The sequence below is a fragment of the Kordia antarctica genome, from assembly GCF_009901525.1.
Lineage (GTDB): Bacteria > Bacteroidota > Bacteroidia > Flavobacteriales > Flavobacteriaceae > Kordia > Kordia antarctica.
Map to the genome: position 1 here is coordinate 2,203,282 of NZ_CP019288.1, position 15,051 is coordinate 2,218,332.

Here is a 15,051-nt window from a genome sequence, read left to right on the forward strand (position 1 = left end):
ATTTTAGGAATTTAGGTTAATTATTTAGGTTATAGTTAACAAGAGCAACGCGGAATACTTTTGTAGGATGCGTTGCTTTTTTTATGCCTTTTCGACAAAGTTCAATTACTTGATGTATTTTTGCGATCTATTTTTAGAAACAGATGAAGGATTTATTCGGGAAAGCAATTTTAGATTATCAACAAGGAAATTACACAGAAGATATCGTAACCTCAACGTCTATTTCTGAAGAAGATGCATTGCCAATTCCGTATTTATTTCGGTCATATGGCGAAATGCCCAAACTAGAACAAACAGCACTCAAATTATCCAAAGGCAACGTTTTAGATGTCGGTTGCGGCGCAGGAAGTCACAGTTTATATTTACAAAATGAACGCAATTTAGAAGTTACTGCAATTGATGTTTCCGGAGCTGCAATTGAAGCTTGCAAACTTAGAGGAATTACAAATGCTGAACAAATTGATGTCATGGAATTTACAGGTCAGTTTGACACGATTCTTCTATTAATGAATGGCGCAGGAATGTGCGGAAAACTAAATCGGATTGGTAACTTTTTGAATCATCTTAAAACAATACTAACTGACAATGGACAAATCTTAGTAGATTCTTCCGATATCATTTATATGTTTGATGAAGATGAAGATGGCGGAAAATGGATTCCTTCTGAAAACGATTATTACGGAGAATTACTATATAATGTAAGCTACAAAGGCGAACATGAAGAACCTTTTAACTGGTTGTATATTGATTATAACACACTACAAAACGCCGCACATGCAAGCGGTTTAAAATGCGAACTCATCCTTGAAGGCGAACATTATGATTATTTAGCGAAGTTATATAAATAGAAAAGTTCACTTCGAGAGCCTCAGTGAACTTTTCTATTTTGGTTAAAATAATTTCTAAATTAGAGTTCGCTGAGGCACTCGAAGCGAAGTCGAAATGCTAATTCAAACTATAGCCTTTTTCTAGTAATTTATTAAGGACACTTTTGTACAATTCGCCACTCCATTGCATGGAAATTTCACCTTCAATTTTTGCCAATCCATCTTTGCTTGCAATCATTTTTTGACCAGTTTCTGAATCGTAAAAATTCCCGATTTGTTGTCGTTGTACGTTTGTTAACTTAGAAGCATCTTTTTTCATTTGTTTTGCTGCCGCAGATTCATAAAAAACAGTCATATTTTTAATGTCGTTCAATGTAAAATATGCTTTGTAGGCAGAAACCAAAATTGATTTTACATCTTCTACTTGCTTCTTTTTATCGCTTTGCAATTCGCTCCAATCTGCTTCCGAAACTTTAGCGTCTTTAAAGTGTTTCTTCAACATTGTAAACATTGCATCAATAGCACCTTCGTATTGTTCTTGTGTTCCGTTAATCGTTAAATACTGTTTTACAGTTTCTACATACGGATCTGTTTGTGCAAAAGAAATTTGTGTACAAACTAAAAATAATACGGCAATCAATAAATTCTTCATAGTTATAAAATAAAACTGGTAGGCTTTACAAGAATACCTCTTTTCAAATACTATTCCAAAAAGCAAAGTAAAAATACTGTTTTATACTTTAATGTGTTAAAATGCTAAAAATTAAGTAAGAAATTAAACAATAACTTAGACAAATTTAAAAAAAACGAGTATAAATGTTATTTTTTCATTAATTTTCCATAAAAATTACTATCATAATCAACAACCACAACCATTTTACTATGAAAAACTTTACTTTAATTCTTCTGCTTGCCTTTATCTTTCAGGCAACAGCTCAAAACTCACAACGTCCTGTTCCTGAAAGTTGGAACATCGCTACGATTGAAAAAGTAGCTCCAATTGAATTTGAAAAACCAAATTTGGCTCCTTTACAGGCTGAAGATGCTGTTAATGATTTAAATAAATCAATTCCTTGGCGATTTGGATTTGATCATTTTGTAGATTATGGTTTAGATAATGCAGGAAAATGGCATACATTACCAAATGGTGATCGTATTTGGAGAATCAACTTCGTTTCTCCTGGCGCATTAACAATGAACTTAATTTTTGATCGTTACCATATTCCTGTCGGAGGAAAAGTATACATATATAATGATGATCGTTCTCAAATTTTAAATGTATTTACACATCAACACAACAATCCTGAAGAAATTTTAGGAACTTGGATGGTAGACGGAAAAAGTATTTGGATTGAATATTTTGAGCCAAAAAAAGTAAGCGGACAAGCACGATTAAATATTGGAAACGTTATTCACGGATACAGAACATTAAATTATCCGGACACAAATGCTAACAATCCTGAAGCATTAAACGATTCAGGAGCTTGTAATGTAGATGTAAACTGCGACATTACAGCAACTTCTTCTACAGCGAACGATATTAAAAATGATGTAAAAAAATCTGTTGGAATGATTGTTGTCGGCGGAAGTGGTAATTGTACAGGAGCTTTAGTAAATAATACAAATAATGACGGAACACCTTATTTCTTAACAGCAAATCACTGTTTAGGTGGTTCGGTTGCAGGTTGGGCATTTCGTTTTAACTGGGCAAGTGATGAAACTGTAGCAGATTGCGCTACAAATGCTCCAAGTGTAGATAATTCTTTTATTCAAACAGCAAGTGGCGCTATTTTAAGAGCATCTAACTCTGAGTCAGATATGGCATTGGTTGAAATTACAGATGCAGCTTTCTTTGCAGCAAGTCCAGATGTAGTTTGGGCAGGTTGGAATCGTTCTACATCAGCTGTTCCTTCTTTAAATGTTGGAGTTCATCATCCAAGTGGAGACATTCAAAAAGTATGTGTCGATTTTCAAGGCGCAACACGATTTACAACATCATTCAACGGAAATCCAACAACAGAAGTTTGGCGAATTGCTGACTGGGATTTAGGAGTTACAGAACCTGGATCATCTGGTTCGCCTTTATTTGATCAAGATGGATTAATTATTGGAGATTTATCTGGTGGATCAGCAGCATGTTCTGGTACAACTGACAATGGAGGTTTTGATATTTATGGACGTTTTGGCGTTTCTTGGGATTTTAGTGCTACAAATTCTGCGCAATTAAAATTCTGGTTAGATCCAGCAGGAACAAATCCAATTACATTACAACAATTTCCACCAACTCAAACCTTTAATTTTGATGCAGGTATTTCTGTTTTAAATATTCCAACTGATTTATGTGATGCAACTATCACTCCAACATTACGTCTTAAAAATGCTGGAAGTACACAATTAACGAGTGCAACAATTGTATATCAATTAGATAGTGGCGCGCAAACCACCATTAACTGGACAGGAAGTTTAGCACAAGATGCAACAGAAGATATTCCATTAGCTGCAATTGCGGTTTCTGGTGCTGGAGCACACTCATTCTCAGCTTCTGTGTCAAATCCAAGTGGAAACGCAGATCAATCGCCAACAAATGATAACAACGTAAAAAACTTTACTATTCCTGTTAGCTTTGCAACAACAACAGTCAGAGTTATCATTACTCCTGATCGTTACGGAGGTGAAACAACGTGGATATTGGCAAGTTCAAATGGAACTGTCGTAGGAAGTGGCGGACCATATACAACAACAGGAACAAACGGTACACAACCTGATGAAATTACAGATGTAACTATTACAGCATTTGGTGACTGTTATACATTTACATTAAATGATTCTTACGGAGATGGAATTTGCTGCTTATACGGAGCTGGAACTTATAGATTGGAAGATGGAGCTGCTAATATTTTAATCAATGGTAACGGAGATTTTGGAGGAGTATCAACAGACTTATTCAAAGTAACAGATCCAGCATTAAACGTAGACGAAAATGTATTGGCAAGTAATTTACGAATCTATCCAAATCCTTCTGCAGCTGATTTCACAGTTTCAATTAGTAAATTTTCGAATGTAGCATACGAAATTAGTAGTATTACAGGACAACGTATTCAAACAGGAACATTTAGCAACGGAAACAATACGCTTTCTATGCGAAGTGAAGCTGCTGGTTTATACTTCATCAAAATTACAGATGTAGAAACAAATACTAGTGTGACTAAAAAGATTATCAAATACTAGAAATCATAGTATTTCTTTATAAAATAAAGCATCCGTTTTTCTGTTGAAAAGCGGATGTTTTAGTTTACACTAATTTCTCCGTGAATAACTTTAGTAGAAATCTAATCGCAATTTTTTTAGACTTCACTAAAATCGCTTACTTTTAACCAAATTTTGGAATTCATGAATAGCAAGGACAATTTTATTGATCATATTGACAAAGGATATGTAACAAAAGGTGATTACATTATTATGGGATCAGCTATGTATGAAGGCGAAACTGTGACCGATGCATATGTAAAAATTCCTTTAAAAACATTAAATAGACATGGTTTAATTGCTGGTGCGACAGGAACTGGAAAAACCAAAACACTACAAATACTAGCTGAAAACTTATCTGACAAAGGAATTCCTGTATTATTGATGGATTTAAAAGGTGATTTAAGTGGAATTGCACAACCAAGTCCTGGACATCGAAAAATTGACGAACGTCATGCAAAAATTGGTTTTCCGTTTGAAGCAAAAAACTTTCCTATTGAAATCCTTTCCTTATCCGATCAAGATGGTGTGCGTTTGCGCGCTACGGTTTCGGAATTTGGCCCTGTATTACTTTCTCGAATTTTAAACTTAAGTGAAACCCAATCTGGAATTGTTGCTGTTGTTTTTAAATATTGTGATGATAACAAAATGCCATTGCTCGATTTAAAAGATTTCAAAAAAGTATTGCAATATGCAACTGGCGAAGGAAAACAAGAATTTCAAGAAGCATACGGACGAATTTCTACCGCTTCTACAGGTGCAATTTTGCGTAAAATTGTAGAATTAGAACAACAAGGTGCCGAATTATTTTTTGGCGAAACTTCTTTTGATGTAAACGATTTGACTCGTATTGACAAAGACGGACGCGGTTATATCAATATTATTCGTTTGACGGATATTCAAGATAAACCAAAATTATTCTCCACGTTTATGTTAAGCTTATTAGCAGAAATTTACGAGACGTTTCCTGAGCAAGGCGATAGCGGACGACCAGAATTGGTATTGTTTATTGACGAAGCGCATTTAATATTTAAAGAAGCTTCCAAAGCATTATTAAACCAAATAGAAAGCATTGTAAAATTAATTCGTTCCAAAGGAATCGGATTGTACTTTGTAACACAAAATCCAACCGATGTTCCAGAAGCAGTTTTGGGACAATTAGGTTTAAAAATACAACATGCATTGCGTGCGTTTACGGCAAAAGATAGAAAAGCAATCAAGTTGACCGCAGAAAATTATCCTGATTCAGAATATTACGATACTGCCGAAATTTTAACATCTTTAGGTATTGGAGAAGCATTAATTTCTGCGTTAGATGAAAAAGGAAGACCAACACCATTAGCCGCAACTATGTTACGCGCGCCAATGAGTAGAATGGACGTATTAACGCCTTCTGAATTGAAAGAAGTAATTGATAACTCGAAATTGGTTCGGAAATACAATGAAGACATTGATCGTGAAAGTGCGTACGAAATGCTAAACGAAAAGATTAAAAAAGCAGAGGCACTTCACGAAAAAGAAGAAGAATTCAAAACAAAAGAAAAATCTTCCAGATCTTCTAGCAGACAAAGTACACGCCAAAATCCAATTATTAAAGTGATCACAAGTGCTTCATTTATAAGAAGCTTCTTTGGAATACTCAAGAAATTTATCAAATAGTAAACAATAAAAAAAGTATAAAAAGGTTATCCTTTCAACATTAAATACATAAACTAAAATCGCGTGAAAAAGTTATTATTACTAAGTATCAGTATCGTTTGTTTGGCAAGTTGTGCTAAAAAAGAAGATCCATTTTTGATTCAAAAAGATCAAATCGGAAAATTGTACCAAGACATTACTGTACAGCAATTAGATTCTGTTTTTGCCAATGATTCTTTGGTAAAACGCATTGGCGAAGGCGATTTTGTACAAGCTGGTGACGACAAGTATTTAATCTTTGAAAAAGGTGGAAAACAACTATTAACGTTGACACCAAGACAGCAACATGATGAAAATGAAAAGATTAAAACGATTCAAATTCACGATCCGCGTTTTAAAACAGACAAAGGTCTTACGCTAAAAAGTACGTTTAAGGATATTCGTGAAAATTATAAAATCAAACACATTCACAATACATTCAGAAACATTTTAGTTACGGTGGATGGAAACGAATATTTTACGATTGACAAAAAAGAATTGCCAGAAGATTTACGCTACGATATCAACTTAAATATTGAAGCACTTCAAATTCCTGATGCGGCAAAAATTAAATATTTTATGATCAATTGGGAACATCCTGAAACTCCTAAAACCGATTCAAAAGATGTCCAATAAAAAATATCACGTTCAAAAAAAACCATTTGTCGTTCCAACAACTGATGGAAAACTCATTGAAGAACATTTTGGAAATGCTACGGATGGAAATTCTGACGTAAGTGTTGCACACATGATTGCGCCGCCAAAATGGAGCGAACCGTTTCAAACTCCTAAATTTGATGAATTTACATATATCATCAAAGGAAAAAAACAATTTATCATTGATGATGAAATCATTATTTTAAAAGCTGGACAATCGATCAAAATTGAAAAAAATACGCGTGTACAATATTCCAATCCGTTTGACGAAGCTTGTGAATATTTAGCCGTTTGTTTGCCAGCATTCGCTATGGATTTGGTAAACAGAGAAGAATAATACCTGTTATCACTTAAAATGCACCTAATAATTTGTTTCTATTGCGCCCATACTTCGACTAGGCTCAGTACATGTATTTCAATATAAAATAAAACCGTAACGATGCTATGCATTGATTTTCTAATTCATCTGGACACACTATAATTAAAATTATTTTAGGCTCCTTTTAAATAATAATTGGTGTAATAAAAAGGTTATTTAGAAAATGATTTTGAAACGTCATTCTGAATTTTCACATTGAATTTATCGAAGTGTATTTCAGAATCTCAGCGTTGCAATCTCAATGATTATGTAAAACTGAATCAAGTTCAGTTTTACATAACTTTCTAAATAACCTTTTCCCCTTTTTATAATACCAAAATTACGGTTTAATAATCGTTACATATCTGTACGTTCCGTTCTTTCCAATATACCCATATCCATTCGTAGTTCGTGCTCTTGCGTATACATTAAACGAATGCGCGCACGTTACTTTTGGATTAAAGTTTCCTATAATATGATGACTTCCTTGCCAGTTTGCAGGCATTGTTGCAGGATCGTACTTTTTATATACAATATTCTCTGAATCACCTTCGCCCCAACGTGCTGTTAAGCTATAATCCAATAAATTTCCTTCGGTATCAAAAGCTTCTACATCAATGACTAGTACATCTTTATTATTTTGAAGATTTACAATGCCACAAGCGCCAATTTCTGCATTTTTATACTTCACAGAATTGATACTTACTTCCGGAACATTATTGTCAATATACATAGTTAACACTTGCTCTGGAGCTGTTGCGCCAACTTCTGTTCCTGCGTTGTTATAGAATTTTACTTTAAATTGATGCAATCCTGTATTTAATTTTGTTGAATTGAATTGAAACAATAAATCATCAATAGAATAATCGACGCCTGCGCTTGGCATTTTATAAAAATTACTTGCATCTGGCGAAGAAGCTTCCAATATATAATCGGAACCATTCCATTTATAATTGTACCAAGAAGTTACAAACTCTGAGAATGATCCCGAAGTTCCTGCTCTATGGAATACTTTGTACTTTCTTGCGCCTACTCTTGGCAATTGATCCATTTTTGTGCGATTTCCAATTACGTTTAGCAATCCGCCAAAAGCAGCATTTCTAGCATAAATAAAATAGTTAGAAGCTGTTGTTGCGCGTCCTGTTGCAGCATTAATTTTTGTGGTTGGAATTAATCCGACACTTCCCATAACTGGTCCTAAATCAGCGGTTGAAATAGATGGTTTTCTAGAGAAATACAACGTGTGTAATTTGGAAAAGTCTCTGAAAAAATTTGTTGGTGTGTCATAATTTAGATTTGGAGTGTTTGAATGCACTCTGAAACCAAACTTTGTATACGAACTAAACCACCACCATAATAAGTTGATCTTTAAATCGGTCAATCTAAATTTGAATTTCCAGATTCTGTGTGGCGTTGAAGAATTTGGAGAAGTCCCGAATGTACTTTTACATTCTGACTTTTGTACTTCATTCAACAAACCTGTCCATCTTCCTGCGCCTTTATAATATTGTCTTCCCATTTTATTAGGATTGCCAGGATAGTTTCCATAATTCACATCATAATTTGGTGTAATGGCTCTATTTCGATTTCTATCGAAGGTAAACCAAAAATAATCGCCTGTTCCTGGATCGTTATGTGTGTCTTTTACAACATCCAACACTACATATAAATATTTCGCGTCATTTTTGGCAAGCATGAATCCGCCATCGAATTTCATCTTGTTGTCTTGTGCGCCTGACCAAACAGCATCTTCTAATTGATCGTCTAATGAAATGGGCGTTCCTGCCCAACTTGATTTAATTGTTCCCATAATTTTTTCTGGTTTTTAGGTTATACTTATTTTATGGAACAAAATTACTGTAACCTAACTACCTGTGTAATAGTAGAAAAACTAATTTTACATAGGAAAAAGACTATTTTTTAGTATGGTTTTTAAATCAACTAAAAGTTAATTCAAGCCTATTCTCGATACAATTTTATTTATTTCGATAGCTCCGCTCGATATAAAAAAATCACTGGAATTGACATTTTTGAATATAGTTACGTCCGTGTAGGCAGAAATTTTGGGAGAATTTTGTATCGAAACCAAATAATATTCAATAAAAAAATAGAAAGTATTCCTGATTTTCGACGAATTCTAGTTTATCACTAACGAATTCTAAAAGCACTCCGAAAAAGCCTCCAATTGCCACTACATTTGAAATGTAATTAAGAAACAAAATCATCTTAATCACAATAAAAAGATACAAACTTTAAAACAAACATCAAATGTGGTACGATATAACAGCAACAAAAATGATTCAAAAATATTTGAATATCTATTCGCAAATTAAACTGCAGTTTGATGGCGAAGGAAACGTAAACACAGTTGCTTTGTTTCAAGAAGGCAAATGGATTTCGAGCCCGACATTGGCAAAACGAATGCGCTTACAACATATTTCATTACCAATACGGCAAAAAGCATCTATTACATTAAAAAGATAAAGGTTGGTTGGGAAGAATCAGCTTGAATACTTTTGACGGCTGTCAGAAGCTACGATTGTAAACTATTGAAGAGTGGGTTTTCAAATGCAATAACAATCGTGATTTCAATCAAAAAGTGGATTGACCTTATTCAAGCTGATTTTTATACTGCTAGAATTAAAGGATTGAAAAATTGAATTATTAAAAGATTAAAAAAATAACACAACATTAAAAATTACAACACTATGAAAACAAAAGCATTAAAAATGGCAACATTCATGGGAATCATATTAACATTAGTATTCGCATGTTCAAAAGAAAGTTCAAACGATTTAGCTGAAATAACCGCAAGCGAAGCAACCGCTTCCAAACAAGCCGTTGTATTCATCGCAGGATATGACAAAGGTTCTAGCACGTATTATAAAGACGCCAAAAAGCACTTTCAAGAGTTGAGTTATACAATTATAGACGACGCATTTTCGCTTCAAGAAATTATTTCTTGGTTAAATAAAAATCATAACGAACAAGATTATAGCGAAATTCACATTGTAAATAAAGGAAATTCTAAAAAAGGACTTTCGTTAGAAACTACAATTCACGGCGAGTTACTTTCGCAAGAAACGTTATTAAATTGCTTAAAAGAAAACAAACTTCCAACACTAGAAAATGTATTGGCAGCAGACAGCAAATTGGTATTTCATACATCTGAATTAGGCAAAAATAAAAATTTATTACAAGTTTTAAAGCAAACATTTACGGCAAACTATCAGCCAAAAGTATTTGCAACGCAACATGCAACCGTTTTTAACGGACAGTTTCAAAAGCACTTCTTAGCGAAAGTTTTTTACGGATATTATCCAACAGCACAATCTCCTGGAAATGTAGATTTATCAAAGCAATTTATCAACAAATATCCTTTGGAAGACATTCATTGGTTAGACGCAATCAGAACAAAAGAAGAAGGCGAACCTGGAGAAGCATTCGCGTATAAATTCAACATTCCAATTCGTTGGGAAATCCAATTCTCAGACGACGATGAAATTCCTTCTTTGGCTGACGGAAACGAAATTATGGATTGGATTGACGATAACGAAGCTTATAAAAATATAATTACTGACATGGGAATCTCTGTAGAAAAATTCAGATGGAAAGCTGTAAAAGTTGGGCAAAAAGTAATCATCAAAGGAAAAACAACGGCGGTTTGTATCTTAAAACCAATGATGCAACGTAACAATCCGTTATCATATGTTCGAACAGAATTTGACAATCAACGGTATTATACACAGCTTTGATTGATGTGACAATTTGTTGATTTGAAAATGTGTCAATTTGAAAATGATGTTTCTTTGAACCTTTACAAACTATAAAAGCAATCTGTAATTGTAACCTGCAGATTGCTTCTCTTTATTCACTCTAAAATTAATTTGAAGATTTGGAAATGTGTTAATTTGAAAATTACTTTTATTTGAACCTTTACGTAAAATTAAGATGTTCCAAACGTCACTTCGAGTGATTTTCTGTCATATTGAGCGCAGTCGAAATAGACAAAAAATAGTATCGAGAAGTGCTTAACACCTACGAATTGTTTCTTTATCTAAAACGACTTGCGCAAAGTGAAGTCAGAGTAAACGATCTTAAATCATATAACAAACAATACTGATGTTGCGTGTAGCGCATAATTTTCAAATCGGCAAATTTTCAAATTAGCACATTGAATTACTTATCAAAAAAATAAACCAATTTTAACCTATATTTGTCTTATGTTCACTTTAAAACTCAATACCATTTCGCTTCTCATGTGCTTCTTCTTTTGCACACTAAGTCATGCGCAAAAAGATACTACATACATTGACCAAAACTTCAAGGTTAATGAAACGTATTCGTTATTTGGCGACAATGTAAAGTTAAGAGCTGAACCAAATACTACTTCGGAAGTTGTTACGTTGGTACGAATTGGCGACACGATTACCATTCTTAAAAAAACGGACGAATTTCTTCAAGATGCAACTTCAAAATCAGCTTGGTATGAAGTAGACTTTCAAGGAAATAAAGGTTTTATTGCTGGAAAATTTATTGCAAATACACATAAAAAAAGTGGAAATCAACAGTTTTATTTTCGCTTCGAATCAGATGATGAACAGGGAAAATTACACATCCGAATTGTTCATAATACAAAGACAAAAGCGTATACAGAAGCTACGTTAAAACTTTTAGACGAAAATATTGGCGTGAGTTTTGAAGAACATCACGATTTAAAAAACGTGCTTAGAATTCTAAAAGTTAACTATTTTGGCGATTCTTGCGGAGCAGAAAGCGGCAAAACAGTATTATTTTTGGACACTAACTATAAATTAATTAAAGTAGCAGATTTATCTTCAATTGGCGACGGCGGTGTGTATTCTTTATCAGAAACATTCACCTATAAAACTGATGAAAATAACGGACAACCAATAATTCTATTTACAAAAGAAGAAGAGGAACAAGTTGACGAAGAAAAACGTTGGTTTGAAACGAAAAAAATAACCAGAATTTACGAATGGAATGGCTCAAAATTAGTTCCTGAATTTTCGAAAGAATTTAAAAAAAGAATAGAAAACTAAAACGTCAATTCGAGTGATTTTTGAAAAAAATTGTATCGAGAATAGTATTTTCCTATTCTTTCAAAATAGTATAAAGTATATGAAGTTAAATTGCCAAACATATCTCCTACTCGCTTTTTTAGTGTTTGGAACTTGGTTTTCAAACGCGCAAAACAATCAGTTACGCGCGTATACGTTAAAAGATGGTTTGCCACAATCACAAGTAAATGCTATTGTTCAAGACGATTTAGGCTATTTATGGATTGGAACGCAAGGCGGCGGAATTGCTCGTTTTGACGGGATTTCCTTTAAAATATGGAATGAAAAAAACGGGTTGGGTTCTAACTACATTCAAACATTGCAGTTTCAAAAAGATGCACTATTTATTGGAACGCGTCAAGGACTTTCGGTTCGAACCAAAAACACATTCAACAATTACACAACGCCGCGCGTATATCATATAGAAACGACAACGAATGCAACATATTTAGCTACTCGAAAAGGAATTTACACCTATACTTCTGTTGATGGAACAAAACCTTTGGATTGCAATGCCATCATTAATAACACGCAGATTAACGATATTTTATTTGATGGAACTTCTTTCTGGATTGCTTCCCAAAGAGGTTTGTGGAAAACAAATCTCTTAGAGAATACTGGAACATTTATAAAAATTTTAGATGGCGATTTTAAATCGTTAGTCAAGTACAAAGAAAAAGTAGTTGCGGCGAGTTTTACAGACGGAGTTTATTTGTTTGAAGGTGGAAAAGAAAATTTTCAAATCATTTCAGAAGTAAAACAAATTAATACGATCAATTTAATTCATTCGGAAGAATTGTGGATTAACACTACAAATGCAGGAATTAAACGGATTAATCTGACTGATAATTTAGCCGAAAAATCAATTACAAAACAAAACGGTTTATCCGTCGACAACATTCGTGAAGTCTATAAAGATCGTCAAAATAATATTTGGATTGGTTCGTCGGGTGGCGGATTGTTTAAATCTGAAAAGAACAATTTTAGACATTACACAAAAAATAATGGCTTAACTGCAAACCGAATTTATGCCGTTCATCATTTGGAAAATACATTGTGGCTTTCTACGTCTAAATCTGGTTTAATGACGATTGATTCTACAGGAATTCATCAAGAAAAAGCAACAAGCGACTATTTGAACGTAAAAGTTAGAACCTTAACCAATGATAAAGAAGGTAGAATTTGGGCAGGAACTGAAAACAAAGGAATTTATATTTATCAAAAAAAGATTCGCGATACAATTGTCTATGATAGCACTTTGGTGGATGAAATTACGTATGAAAAACGGCAAATTGAAGACATATATACCGCAACAATTACCACAGAAAACGGTTTGCCTTCCAATTGGATTCGGGCTATAAAAATTTACGGTTCACAAATTTGGGTTGCTACGTATGCAGAAGGGATTTTTCGTTTTCAATACGATCATGAGAGTAAAAAAATATACAATCTTAAAACATTTGACAGCGAACAAGGTATTAAAGATTTAGCTATTCGCGATCTCGCTCGCGATGAAACTGGTCGTGTTTGGTATTCCACAAGCAAAGGTCATTTAGGCTATATAAAAGATAATAAAGTCACGCATTTAGAACCAAAAGATGTCATTGGAAGTGAAGTAACGATTGGTACAATCCGTTTTCACAATTACGATATGTATCTTGGTACATTTGGCAAAGGAATTTGGTATTCAACCTTATCTAAAGATTTGGAATTTAAACAATTACAAGGAGAAAAAGATTTGTATTCCGACAATATTTATCAACTTATTTTTGACGATAACGGAATGCTTTGGGCAGGAAGCGAACGCGGCGTAGATCAAATTTCTTTAGATAAGAAAAATGAAATCATCGATGTAACTCATTATGGGGAAAATGATGGTTTTTTAGGAATTGAAACCTGTCACAACGCAACTACTAAAGATAGTGAAGGAAATTTATGGTTTGGAACTATTTACGGACTTACAAAATATGCGCCCTCAACCTCAGAACAACAACTTTCGAAACCTAAATTACACTTTGAGAATATAGAAGTTGCATATAAAAGCTTAGATTCGATTGACTTACGCGATTGGACAAATTCTAAAAAACGGTTACAACTTTCGGCAGATAAAAACAACATGGCATTTCAGTTTCGTTCAGTCGATTTGGACAATCCTGAAGCAATTGTGTATCGCTATAAATTTGACGAAGATAACTGGAGTCCGTGGACGAAAGAAAATAAAATCACATTTGGCGGTTTGGATTATGGCGATCATACATTTTTGGCGCAATCACGGAATAAAGATTGGCTCGAAAGTGATCCGATTGATTTTAAATTTCACATCATTCAACCATTCTACAAAAAAACGTGGGTTCGCAATGTGTTTTGGACAATTCTTGGTTTGATTGCTATCGCGATAGTTTTCTTATATATAAAACGCGTAAAGTCTAAAAACCGTGCCATTCGTGAACGTTTGCAACTCGAAAATCATTTGCTTTCGCTGGAACAAAAAGCATTGCGTTTGCAGATGAATCCGCATTTTATTTTCAATGTCTTGAACGGAATTAAAGGCATGAGCCGAAACGATATTACAAAAATGGATACAACCATTAATACGTTTGCTGTGTTGCTTCGGGAAACCTTGACAAATTCTAGAAAAGACACTATTACGCTTGCGCAAGAAATTAAAACCTTGAAAAACTATGTGGAAGTTGAACGTTTGATGGCGAGCAAAGATTTTGCGTATGAAATAGAATTGGATTCTGAGTTAGATCCGGAAGAAGTATTAATTCCGCCAATGTTGATTCAACCGTTTGTGGAAAATGCAATTAGACATGGAATTATGCCGTTGCAACGACCTGGCGAATTGAAAGTTCATTTTGCAACAGACAACCACTTTTTGTACGCAACAATTACAGACAACGGAATCGGGATTCATCAATCACAAGAAAATAAACCAAAGACAGATCATCAATCAATGGCATTGCAAGTTACCAAAGAACGAATAGAATCGTTGGCTGGTCGCAACACGTTGAAAATTGAAGAGATTTCCAAAAAAGATGCTACCTTAGCAGGGACGAAAATTTCGTTTAAGATTCCGCTGGAAACGGAATTCTAAATGTTAAATGCTGAATTTTAAATTTTAAATGTAAAAGAGTTAAACTCACAACCAACAACCAACAACTGACAACCGAAAACACAAAACTGATAACCAACAACAAACAAC

General features: G+C 33.9%; 11 protein-coding genes. 9 read left to right on the forward strand and 2 right to left on the reverse strand.

All coding sequences use genetic code 11. The features are described from left to right. The first annotated feature begins 143 nt into the window (after nucleotides 1-143). On the forward strand, nucleotides 144-848 hold the full coding sequence (locus IMCC3317_RS08810) for a class I SAM-dependent methyltransferase (protein ID WP_160129150.1): 705 nt from the start codon (nucleotides 144-146) through the stop codon (nucleotides 846-848). Nucleotides 849-945: 97 nt separating this feature from the next. Here the strand turns inward: IMCC3317_RS08810 and IMCC3317_RS08815 are convergent, their stop codons facing one another. After that, a complete protein-coding gene (locus tag IMCC3317_RS08815; RefSeq protein ID WP_160129151.1) occupies nucleotides 946-1,479 on the reverse strand; it encodes a DUF2059 domain-containing protein in 534 nt (177 codons plus the stop codon). A 230-nt stretch (nucleotides 1,480-1,709) separates the two neighbouring features. Between IMCC3317_RS08815 and IMCC3317_RS08820 the strand changes: the two genes are divergently transcribed. The 4 genes from IMCC3317_RS08820 (at nucleotide 1,710) to IMCC3317_RS08835 (ending at nucleotide 6,744) form a co-directional block, all read left to right on the forward strand. Beyond that, nucleotides 1,710-4,055 carry a T9SS type A sorting domain-containing protein gene (locus IMCC3317_RS08820; RefSeq protein ID WP_160129152.1) on the forward strand — a complete coding sequence of 782 codons (2,346 nt, stop codon included), beginning with the start codon at nucleotides 1,710-1,712 and terminating at the stop codon, nucleotides 4,053-4,055. Between the two features lie 162 nt (nucleotides 4,056-4,217). Further along, a complete protein-coding gene (locus tag IMCC3317_RS08825) occupies nucleotides 4,218-5,732 on the forward strand; it encodes a helicase HerA-like domain-containing protein (protein ID WP_160129153.1) in 1,515 nt (504 codons plus the stop codon). A 63-nt stretch (nucleotides 5,733-5,795) separates the two neighbouring features. Further along, complete coding sequence (locus tag IMCC3317_RS08830) at nucleotides 5,796-6,386, forward strand: hypothetical protein (RefSeq protein WP_160129154.1); 591 nt, start codon at nucleotides 5,796-5,798, stop codon at nucleotides 6,384-6,386. Next, nucleotides 6,376-6,744 (forward strand): cupin domain-containing protein, encoded by a 369-nt coding sequence (locus IMCC3317_RS08835; protein WP_160129155.1) that lies wholly within the window; start codon nucleotides 6,376-6,378, stop codon nucleotides 6,742-6,744. The genes IMCC3317_RS08830 and IMCC3317_RS08835 overlap by 11 nt, the downstream gene beginning before the upstream one ends. Nucleotides 6,745-7,105: 361 nt before the next feature. Here IMCC3317_RS08835 and IMCC3317_RS08840 read toward each other — a convergent pair whose 3' ends face one another. Beyond that, nucleotides 7,106-8,575, reverse strand: coding sequence for a hypothetical protein (locus tag IMCC3317_RS08840; RefSeq protein WP_160129156.1), 1,470 nt, complete (start codon nucleotides 8,573-8,575; stop codon nucleotides 7,106-7,108). Nucleotides 8,576-9,033: 458 nt separating this feature from the next. Between IMCC3317_RS08840 and IMCC3317_RS08845 the strand changes: the two genes are divergently transcribed. The 4 genes from IMCC3317_RS08845 (at nucleotide 9,034) to IMCC3317_RS08860 (ending at nucleotide 14,943) form a co-directional block, all read left to right on the forward strand. Beyond that, a complete protein-coding gene (locus tag IMCC3317_RS08845) occupies nucleotides 9,034-9,249 on the forward strand; it encodes a hypothetical protein (protein WP_160129157.1) in 216 nt (71 codons plus the stop codon). A gap of 224 nt (nucleotides 9,250-9,473) precedes the next feature. Then, on the forward strand, nucleotides 9,474-10,520 hold the full coding sequence (locus tag IMCC3317_RS08850) for a hypothetical protein (protein ID WP_160129158.1): 1,047 nt from the start codon (nucleotides 9,474-9,476) through the stop codon (nucleotides 10,518-10,520). 468 nt (nucleotides 10,521-10,988) lie between these two features. Further along, a complete protein-coding gene (locus tag IMCC3317_RS08855; RefSeq protein ID WP_160129159.1) occupies nucleotides 10,989-11,828 on the forward strand; it encodes an SH3 domain-containing protein in 840 nt (279 codons plus the stop codon). Nucleotides 11,829-11,907: 79 nt separating this feature from the next. Then, nucleotides 11,908-14,943, forward strand: coding sequence for a ligand-binding sensor domain-containing protein (locus IMCC3317_RS08860; protein ID WP_160129160.1), 3,036 nt, complete (start codon nucleotides 11,908-11,910; stop codon nucleotides 14,941-14,943). Nucleotides 14,944-15,051 lie beyond the last annotated feature (108 nt).

Excerpts from the sequence above, each read along its gene's own strand:
- IMCC3317_RS08810 (WP_160129150.1), top strand. The coding sequence starts at position 144 with ATGAAGGATTTATTCGGGAAAGCAATTTTAGATTATCAACAAGGAAAT.
- IMCC3317_RS08815 (WP_160129151.1), bottom strand. The coding sequence starts at position 1,479 with ATGAAGAATTTATTGATTGCCGTATTATTTTTAGTTTGTACACAAATT.
- IMCC3317_RS08820 (WP_160129152.1), top strand. The coding sequence starts at position 1,710 with ATGAAAAACTTTACTTTAATTCTTCTGCTTGCCTTTATCTTTCAGGCA.
- IMCC3317_RS08825 (WP_160129153.1), top strand. The coding sequence starts at position 4,218 with ATGAATAGCAAGGACAATTTTATTGATCATATTGACAAAGGATATGTA.
- IMCC3317_RS08835 (WP_160129155.1), top strand. The coding sequence starts at position 6,376 with ATGTCCAATAAAAAATATCACGTTCAAAAAAAACCATTTGTCGTTCCA.
- IMCC3317_RS08840 (WP_160129156.1), bottom strand. The coding sequence starts at position 8,575 with ATGGGAACAATTAAATCAAGTTGGGCAGGAACGCCCATTTCATTAGAC.
- IMCC3317_RS08845 (WP_160129157.1), top strand. The coding sequence starts at position 9,034 with ATGTGGTACGATATAACAGCAACAAAAATGATTCAAAAATATTTGAAT.
- IMCC3317_RS08850 (WP_160129158.1), top strand. The coding sequence starts at position 9,474 with ATGAAAACAAAAGCATTAAAAATGGCAACATTCATGGGAATCATATTA.
- IMCC3317_RS08855 (WP_160129159.1), top strand. The coding sequence starts at position 10,989 with ATGTTCACTTTAAAACTCAATACCATTTCGCTTCTCATGTGCTTCTTC.
- IMCC3317_RS08860 (WP_160129160.1), top strand. The coding sequence starts at position 11,908 with ATGAAGTTAAATTGCCAAACATATCTCCTACTCGCTTTTTTAGTGTTT.